This is a genomic window from Knoellia locipacati, from assembly GCF_007992835.1.
Taxonomy (GTDB): Bacteria; Actinomycetota; Actinomycetes; order Actinomycetales; family Dermatophilaceae; genus Knoellia; species Knoellia locipacati.
Genome location: NZ_BKBA01000004.1, coordinates 340,054 through 349,390 on the forward strand (window position 1 = coordinate 340,054; position 9,337 = coordinate 349,390).

The window sequence follows — 9,337 nt, forward strand, 5'->3', positions numbered from 1 at the left end:
CTGCGCGGAAGAAGGAGGTGGGCCCGGCTGTGGAACGAGAGGCAGACACCCTCGCCGAGGTCACCGACCGTGAGCTGGCGAGCGCCTTCGACGCGATGACCCTCGTCCGGGCCGGCGACTACGCACGCGCCGGGCGGGTGACGAGCATCGTCGTCGCCGACGGCGGCACCCGGGCGGCCGCACGGGTCATCGGCAGCGGTCCGGCGATCTACCGGACCGAGGTCTCGCTCGCCCGTGACACGCACGGCCCGTTCCTCGACAGCGACTGCACCTGCCCGGTCGGTGTGGCCTGCAAGCACGCCGCGGCCCTCGTCATCGCGATGCGCACCCAGCGACCCTGGCGCTCCGACGACGGCTCCGACGGTGCCGCGCGGACGACGTCGTGGCGCGACGCCCTCGACGAGCTCCTCGACGTCGTCGAGCCCGAGCCCGAGACCGGCTCGGTCGGTCTGCTCCTCGACGTCGAGGTCCCGCGCGGTCGCCCCAACCCGTGGCACCCCGAGGGCGACACCGCGCGGATCCAGCTCCGGCCGGTCGTCCCGGGCGCGGTCCCCGGCCGCTGGATCAAGACCGGCATCTCGTGGGAGGCCGTGGCCGGTGGCTACTACTCGTCCTACGCCTTCCGTCTCGACGGACCGCCCCTCGACGCGCTCACCGCGATCGCCGACGCCCACCGGCGCGCCAGCCGGATGGCCTCCTATGGGCGTATGCCGGCCTCGATCCCCCTCGGCCAGCTCGGCCGCGGGTGGGTCGACCTGCTCGTACGAGCCCGTGACGCGGGCGTCGTCCTCGTCCCGCACCCGACCCAGGCCGGCGAGGTCCACCTCGTCGCCGACGAGGGCCACTTCGTCCTCGACCTGTCCCCGGCCGGCGACGGCGCCGTGCGGGCCGTCCCCAGCCTCGACCTCCCCGAGGGGGAGGGCGACGTCGTGGTCGTCGGCGACCCGCCGAGCGGGTGGTTCCGGCAGGAGGGCTCCGACCTGCGCCTCGGCGGGTTCGGGCCCGACGTCGACGTCGCGGCGGCCCGGGTCGTCGAGCGGGGGCCGTTCACGATTCCGCGCGAGGACTGGTCGACCTTCGCCATCGAGAAGCTGCCGGTCCTGCGCCGGCGGGCCACGGTCCGCACCCACGAGGGGCTGGCCCTGCCCGAGGTGGCCCCGCCCCGCCTCCACCTGTCGGTCCGCTTCGGCAGCAAGCACACCGCCCACGTCACCTGGTCCTTCCACTACGGGCCGCTCGACGCCCCCGTCGCGGTGCCGATCGAGCGAGAGCACGTGTCGTTCCGCGACCCCGAGGCGTTCCGCGACCCCACCCGCGAGGCCGAGCTGCTCGAGCTCGCCCCCGGGCGCCACGACCTGCCGCCGCTGTGGGACCTCACCCGGCTGGGCTGGCGGCTGCGCCACGAGGTCACGCTGAGCGACTTCGACACGGTCACCCTCACCGACCTGCTGCCGCTGCTCGAGGCCCACGACGACGTGGAGGTCGACGTCCACGGCGAGCGGACGGCATACGCCGAGGTGACGGAGGCTCCGCGGATCGCGGTCGGGACGACGCAGTCCAGCGAGGGCAACGACTGGTTCGACCTCAGGATCTCCGTGACCGTCGGCAGCCACGAGGTCCCGCTCGCCGACCTCGTCACCGCCCTCGCGCGCGACGAGGAGCGGATGCTCCTGCCCGACGGAGCTTGGTTCACGCTCGACTCACCCGAGCTGCACAAGCTGCGCGCCCTCGTCGAGGAGGCGCGGGCGTTGCAGGACAAGGCATCCGACCCGCTGCGCCTGTCGGTGCTGCACGCCGGGCTGTGGGACGAGCTCGTCGAGATCGGTGTCGTCGAGGAGCAGTCGAGCCGGTGGCAGCGCTCGGTGGACGCCCTGCTGGGCATCGACGCCGAGCACACCCCGCCGCCGGCCGAGGTCCCGACGACCCTCAAGGCGACGCTTCGTCCCTACCAGGAGGAGGGGTTCCGGTGGCTGTCGCTGCTGTGGGACCTCGGCCTCGGTGGGGTGCTCGCCGACGACATGGGGCTGGGCAAGACCGTCCAGGTCATCGCGACGGCGCTGCGCGCCAAGGAGCGCGGCGAGCTCGTCGACCCGATGCTCATCGTCGCGCCGACCTCGGTGCTCGGCACGTGGGTCGACGAGGTCGAGAAGTTCGCGCCCGACCTGAGCATCGCCGTCCTCGACCGCACCCGCGGCAAGGCGAAGGTGCCCATGGACCGGGCGATCGCCGGCGCCGATCTCGTCGTGACGACCTATGCCGTGGGCCGGATCGACGCCGAGGCGTTCCGGTCGGTGAGGTGGTCGGCTGCGGTGCTCGACGAGGCGCAGTTCGTCAAGAACCACCAGGCGAAGACATATGCGGCGATGCGCCGCCTCCCTGCGCGGGTCACCTTCGCGCTCACCGGCACACCGCTCGAGAACTCGCTCATGGACCTCTGGTCGCTGCTGTCGATCGTCGCGCCGGGGCTGCACCCGCGCCCGCAGGTGTTCCGCGACCAGTGGGCCAAGCCGATCGAGAACGGCACGGCCCCCGAGACGCTCGCGACGCTGCGCCGGCGGATCCGCCCGCTCATGCTGCGGCGCACCAAGGAGGCCGTCGCGGCCGACCTGCCGCCCAAGCAGGAGCAGATCCTCCACGTCGCGCTGCACCCCAAGCACCGCGCGATCTACGACCGCCACCTCGCACGCGAGCGCCAGCGCCTGCTCGGGCTCATCGACGACCTCGACGGCAACCGGATCGCCATCCTGCGCGCCCTCACGGTGCTGCGTCAGATGGCGCTCGACCCGACGCTCGTCGACGCCGAGGCCTACGGCGGCGCCGCCCCGAGCGCCAAGGTCGAGGCGCTCGTCGAGCAGGTCGCCGAGCTCGCGGCCGAGGGCCACCGGGCGCTCGTGTTCAGCCAGTTCACCGGCTTCCTCGCGATCGTCCGAGCACGGCTCGAGGCCGAGGACATCCCCCACGCCTACCTCGACGGGTCGACCCGCGACCGCGCCGACGTCGTCCGGGGTTTCCGCGAGGGGACGGCGCCGGTCTTCCTCATCTCGCTCAAGGCCGGCGGGTTCGGGCTCACGCTCACCGAGGCCGACTACGTCTTCGTCCTCGACCCGTGGTGGAACCCGGCCGCCGAGAACCAGGCCATCGACCGCGCGCACCGGATCGGCCAGACCCGCTCGGTCAACGTCTACCGGCTCGTGTCGAGCGAGACCATCGAGGAGAAGGTCGTCGCGCTCCAGGACAAGAAGCGCGACCTCTTCGCCCGGGTCGTCGACGACGGCAACCTGCTCTCGAGCGCCCTCACCGCCGACGACCTGCGGGGCCTGCTCGACCGGTGAGCCGCGGCTGCCGCACAGGTGTGACGCGGGCGACGGTGGACCGAGTTGACGCGGGGACAGGGGAGGGGCGTACCTTCTGCAAGGTAAGCCTCACCTAAGTCCCTCCGCACCCCGTGAATCGCAGGTCCCATGCTCGTCAGCAACGCCCTCATCGGTCTCCGCGAGGGACTCGAAGCCGCGCTCGTCGTCGTCATCCTCGTCGCCTTCCTCGTCAAGACCGACCGACGCTGGGCCCTGAGGTACGTCTGGGTCGGCGTCGTCACCGCCGTCGTGCTCAGCGCCGGTCTCGCCGCGGCCCTGACCTTCGGCACCCGCCAGCTGAGCTTCGAGACCCAGGAGCTCATCGGCGGCAGCGCGAGCATCCTCGCGGTCGGGTTCGTCACCGCGATGGTCTTCTGGATGAGGTCGGCGGCCCGCACGATCTCGGGCGAGCTCAAGGGCCGCCTCGACAAGGCGCTCGACCTCGGCCCGCTCGCCGTCGCCCTCGTCGGGTTCCTCGGGGTCGGGCGCGAGGGGCTCGAGACCGCGATCTTCTTCTATGCCACGACCGAGGCCGCCGGCGCCGGCAACAACACCCCGCTGCTCGGCTGGCTCCTCGGCCTCGGCGCCGCCATCGTCCTCGGCTGGCTCATCTACCGCGGCGCGGTCCAGATCAACCTCGGCTCGTTCTTCCGGTGGACCGGCATCGCCCTCGTCCTCGTCGCGGCCGGAATCCTCGCCTACGGCATCCACGACCTGCAGGAGGCGCAGTTCCTCCCCGGCCTGCAGACCCTGGCGTTCGACGTCTCGGGGGTCATCGCGCCGGACAGCTGGTACGCCACTCTCCTCAAGGGGATCTTCAACTTCACGCCCGCGACGACCGTCCTCCAGGCCGTGGCGTGGACGGCATACGTCGTCGTCGTCCTCACCCTCTTCCTCCGCCCGGTCAAGGTCCCCGCAGCCCGACCGGCACCCCTCACCCCCTCGCACCCAGGAGAGACCGCATGACCCGCCGCGCCCTCGCGCTCACCCTCGTCCCGGCCACGTTCGCCCTCGCGGCGTGCGGCGGTGGCTCCGACGCCACCTCCTCGGCCGGCACGAAGGGCCCCATCACGGTCACCGCGAGCGACACCGCCTGCGACGTCGCCCGCACCGAGGCGCCCGCCGGCCAGATCGAGTTCACGGTCTCCAACAAGGGCAGCAAGGTCAACGAGTTCTACGTCTACGCCGCCGGTGACCGGATCATGGGCGAGGTCGAGAACATCGCGCCCGGCCTGACCCGCACCTTCCACGTCGAGGTCGCCGAGCCGGGGACCTACGAGACGGCCTGCAAGCCCGGCATGGTCGGCAAGGGCATCCGCAGCGACTTCACGGTCACCGGTGCGAGCGCCGCGCCACAGTCCGACGACGCCAAGGTCACGGCCGCGACGACGTCCTACGCGCGCTACGTCGCGAGCCAGGCCGATGCGCTGCTCGCGCGCACGACCGAGTTCGTCGGGCTCGTCAAGGCGGGCAAGGTCGAGCAGGCCAAGGCGCTCTACCCCGTCGCCCGCTCCTACTGGGAGCGCATCGAGCCGGTCGCCGAGTCGTTCGGCGACCTCGACCCCAAGATCGACGGCCGCGAGGACGTCGTCGAGGACGGCATGGCGTTCACCGGCTACCACCGGCTCGAGCAGGACCTCTGGGTCAAGGGCCTCCAGGGCGACAGTGCGGCCATCGCCGACCAGCTGCTCGCCGACGTGACGACGATCGTCGCCGAGGCCAAGAAGGTCGAGTTCAACGGCCTCCAGCTCGCCAACGGCTCCAAGGCCCTGCTCGACGAGATGGCCACCGGCAAGATCACCGGCGAGGAGGAGCGCTACAGCCACACCGACCTCTGGGACTTCGCCGCCAACTGGGACGGCTCCAAGGGCGCCATCGCCGCGCTCCGCCCGGTCCTCGAGGAGCGCGACGCCGCCCTCGTCGCGTCCTACGACAAGCGGGCCGCCGCGCTCGACGCCCTCGTCGCCAAGCACCAGAAGGGCGACGGCTACCAGCTCTACACCGAGCTCACCCCCATCGAGGTCCGCGCCCTCTCCGACGCCCTCGACGCCGTGGCCGAGGACGTGGCCAAGGTCGCCGGGGTCGTCGCGAACCCGTGAGCCCCCGTCCCGAACCCTCGGCCACCCGGCGCAGCGTCCTCGCCTCGGGGGCCGGCGTCGCGGTCGCCGGCGCTGCCGCGGGCCTGACGTATGCCGGCCGCCCCAGTTCCGCTGCGGCACACCAGTCCTCGTCCGGCACCGATGCCACCGGCGGCACCGGCCGGGCGGCCGACGAGCCCGTGCCGTTCCGTGGCGAGCACCAGGCCGGCATCGTCACCCCGGCCCAGGACCGGATGCACTTCGTCGCCCTCGACGTCGTGACGACGGACCCCGCCGAGCTCTCACTGCTCCTCAAGGAGTGGACGCGGGCGGCCGAGCGGATGACCTACGGCGCCGAGGCCACGCCCGGCGGTGTCGTCGGTGGCGGACCGCACCGCCCGCCCACCGACACCGGCGAGGCGCTCGACCTGCCGCCCTCGAACCTCACGATCACCATCGGCTACGGCCCGTCGCTGTTCGACGGACGCTTCGGCCTCGCCGGCCGTCGGCCCGAGGCGCTGCGCGAGCTGCCGGGGTTCACCGGCGACGACCTCGACCCCGCGCGCACCGGCGGGGACCTCTGCATCCAGGCATGCGCCGACGACCCCCAGGTCGCGGTGCACGCCGTCCGCAACCTCATCCGGATCGGCTTCGGTGTCATCTCGGTGCGGTGGAGCCAGCTCGGCTTCGGCCGCACCTCGTCGACGTCGACGAGCCAGGCGACACCGCGCAACCTCTTTGGGTTCAAGGACGGCACGGCCAACATCAAGGCCGAGGACGGCGCTGCTCTGGCGGAGCACGTCTGGGTCGACCCGGCCGACGTGCCCGGTGACGCCGCCTGGATGGCGGGCGGCTCGTACCTCGTCGCCCGCCGGATACGGATGCACGTCGAGGTCTGGGACCGCACCCCGCTCCAGGAGCAGGAGGACATCTTCGGTCGCGACAAGGCCGTCGGGGCCTCGCTGCACCTCCCGGCCGACCGCCGCGACGAGAACGCACCACTCGACTTCGCGGCCAAGGGCGTCGACGGCCAGCCCCGGATCCCGCTCACGAGCCACGTCCGGCTCGCGCACGAGAGCCAGCTGGACGGCATACGGATCCTGCGTCGTGGCTACAACTTCACCGACGGCAGCGACGGCAGCGGCCACCTCGACGCCGGCCTGTTCTTCCTCGCGTTCGTCCGCGACGCGCACCGGCAGTTCGTGCCGATGCAGCAGGCGCTGGCGAAGTCGGACAAGCTCAACGAGTACATCGAGCACACCGGGTCCGCCCTCTTCGCCGTCCCGCCCGGCCTGGGTGACGGCGAGGACTGGGGCGTGCAACTCTTCGGGGCATGAGCCAGAGCCCGGGCGCCAGCGCCGAGGAGCACGACGAGTCGAACGAGTCGGACGAGTCGACGAAGGTCGAGCGGGCCGTGATGCGTGGCGTCGAGCGGGTCGCCGGCGTCACCGACGAGATCGTCCACCACCGCGGTCCCAACGGCGCCCGCGCCCTCGTCAACGCGTTCTTCGGCGACCGGCTCGACGTCGCCGGGTCCGCGCTCTCGCACACGATGGGGGTGCGCCGCCGGGGCCGCTCGGTGCCGCTGACCCGTGACGGGCTCGCCGCGGCCTACCCCGAGGCCACCGGCGAGGTCGTCGTCCTCGTCCACGGACTGCTCGTCACCGAGACGTTCTGGCAGCAGGGCAGGTTCGGGCCCCGGCTGCGCGAGGACCTCGGCCTCACGCCGGTCACCGTGCGCTACAACACCGGCCTGCGGATCTCGCACAACGGCCACGACCTCGACCGCATCCTCACCGCGCTCGTCGCCCACTGGCCCGTCCCCGTGACCCGCATCGTCCTCGTCGGCCACTCGATGGGCGGCCTCGTCGTGCACAGCGCCCTCGCCCAGGCCGATGTCACAGGCCCGGGGTCGGAGTGGGTCAGCCGGGTCAGCGACACCGTCACGCTCGGCTCTCCCCACCTCGGCGCGCCGCTCGAGCGCGGCGCCAACCATGCGGCGCGCGCGCTCGGGACGCTGCGCCACGTGCGGCCGCTCGCCGGCCTCCTGCGCTCCCGCAGCGTCGGCATCCAGGACCTGCGGCACGGCAACATCCTCGACGAGGAGTGGGACGGGGCAGACCCGGCCGACCACCGAGGGCGACGCGTCGACGTCCCGCTGCACCCCGGCATACGGCATCTCGCGGTCGTCGGGCTCCTGGGCAAGAAGATCGACAGCCGGGTCGCCCAGCTCTTCGGCGACGGCATCGTCACCGCCGCGAGCGCGCGCGGCTCGGGACGCCGGTCGCCCGAGCACCGGCGGTTCCCGGCCGAGGACGTCGTCGTGCTCCCGGGCGTGAGCCACGTGGCGCTCGTGCGAGACGAGTCGGTCTATGCCGCGATCCGCGAGCGTCTCGGTGCCAGAGTGGACCCATGAGCGAGCCGACGACTGCGCCGACGACCGTCATCCTCTTCGGCGCGACGGGGGACCTGGCCAAACGCAAGCTCATCCCCGGGCTGCTCCACCTCTTCGAGTCCAAGCTGCTCGACGACCTGCGGATCGTCGGGACCTCGCTGGACGAGCTCACGGTCGACGCCTTCCGCAACCTGGCGCACGAGGCCATCAAGGAGTTCTCGACCCGCACCCTCGACGAGGACGAGTGGGCGACCTTCGCGCAGCGGCTGCACTACGTCCCGCTGTCGGCGGGCCCCGAGGCGCTCGGCGACGCCGTGCGGTCGGCCGAGAAGCTGTTGCCGGGCGAGACCGAGCTGCGGCTGCACTACCTGTCGGTCCCGCCGAAGGCCGCGCTCGCGGCGGTGCAGACCATCGCCGACGCGGGCCTGGTCGAGCGCAGCCGGGTCGTCATGGAGAAGCCGTTCGGCACCGACCACGCCTCCGCCGTCGAGCTCAACCGGCGCCTGCACGAGGTGTTCGCGGAGGAGCAGATCTTCCGGATCGACCACTTCCTGGGCAAGGAGCCGGCGCAGAACATCCTCGCGTTCCGCTTCGCCAACGGGCTGTTCGAGCCGATCTGGCACCGTAACTCGATCGCGCACGTGCAGATCGACGTGCCCGAGACTCTGGGGCTCGCGACCCGTGGCGACTTCTACGAGGCGACCGGCGCCTACCGCGACATGGTCGTCACCCACCTCTTCCAGATCCTCGCGTTCACGGCGATGGAGCCGCCGACGTCGCTCGAGCCGGACGCCATCAGCCGCGAGAAGAACAAGGTCTTCGAGTCGATGCTGCCGATCAAGCCGGCCGACGTCGTGCGCGGCCAGTACATCGGCTACCTCGACGAGCCCGGTGTGGCTCCCGACTCCGACACCGAGACGTTCATCGCGCTCACCTGCTACATCGACAACTGGCGCTGGGCGGGCGTGCCGTTCTACCTGCGCACCGGCAAGCGGATGGCCGAGGGCGCGCGGATCATCTCGATCGCGTTCCGCGAGCCGCCGCAGTCGATGTTCCCTCCGGGCTCCGGCGTCGGCGACCACGGACCAGACCACCTCACCTTCGACCTCGCCGACAGGGCGCGGATGTCGCTGTCGTTCTACGGCAAGCGCCCGGGGCCGGGGATGAAGCTCGACAAGCTCTCGATGCAGTTCGCCATGCAGGAGACGCACTGGGCGGGTGCGGTGCTCGAGGCCTACGAGCGGCTCATCTACGACGCGGTGCGCGGCGACCACACGCTGTTCACCTCGGCCGAGGGCATCGAGCGGCTCTGGGAGGTCAGCCAGCCGCTGCTCGACAACCCGCCCGTCGTCCGGCCCTACGCGCCTGGCACCTACGGCCCCAACCAGATCCACCAGCTCGTCGCACCCCACACGTGGCGGCTGCCGTTCGAGCGCAAGTGGCGCGACAAGAACCCCGACCCCGGCCCGCAGTCGCCGATCGAGGGCGGCGCCCGCCGCTGACGCGGCGGG

6 protein-coding genes are annotated in these 9,337 nt (G+C 72.2%); all 6 read left to right on the plus strand.

What is annotated here, in order from left to right:
• The first annotated feature begins 29 nt into the window (after window positions 1-29).
• The 6 genes from KLO01_RS07415 (at window position 30) to zwf (ending at window position 9,328) form a co-directional block, all read left to right on the plus strand.
• Complete coding sequence (locus tag KLO01_RS07415; protein ID WP_147063673.1) at window positions 30-3,332, plus strand: DEAD/DEAH box helicase; 3,303 nt, start codon at window positions 30-32, stop codon at window positions 3,330-3,332.
• A 129-nt stretch (window positions 3,333-3,461) separates the two neighbouring features.
• A complete protein-coding gene (gene efeU, locus KLO01_RS07420; protein WP_147063675.1) occupies window positions 3,462-4,319 on the plus strand; it encodes an iron uptake transporter permease EfeU in 858 nt (285 codons plus the stop codon).
• The gene (gene efeO / locus KLO01_RS07425; RefSeq protein ID WP_147063677.1) at window positions 4,316-5,452 is read left to right on the plus strand and encodes an iron uptake system protein EfeO; all 1,137 of its coding nucleotides are present in this window, start codon (window positions 4,316-4,318) and stop codon (window positions 5,450-5,452) included. Before efeU ends, efeO begins: the two co-directional genes overlap by 4 nt.
• Window positions 5,449-6,768, plus strand: coding sequence for an iron uptake transporter deferrochelatase/peroxidase subunit (gene efeB / locus KLO01_RS07430; RefSeq protein WP_147063679.1), 1,320 nt, complete (start codon window positions 5,449-5,451; stop codon window positions 6,766-6,768). The genes efeO and efeB overlap by 4 nt, the downstream gene beginning before the upstream one ends.
• Entirely contained in the window at window positions 6,765-7,847 is a 1,083-nt protein-coding gene (locus KLO01_RS07435; RefSeq protein ID WP_147063681.1) for an esterase/lipase family protein, read from the plus strand. Before efeB ends, KLO01_RS07435 begins: the two co-directional genes overlap by 4 nt.
• A complete protein-coding gene (zwf, locus tag KLO01_RS07440) occupies window positions 7,844-9,328 on the plus strand; it encodes a glucose-6-phosphate dehydrogenase (RefSeq protein ID WP_147063683.1) in 1,485 nt (494 codons plus the stop codon). Before KLO01_RS07435 ends, zwf begins: the two co-directional genes overlap by 4 nt.
• Window positions 9,329-9,337 lie beyond the last annotated feature (9 nt).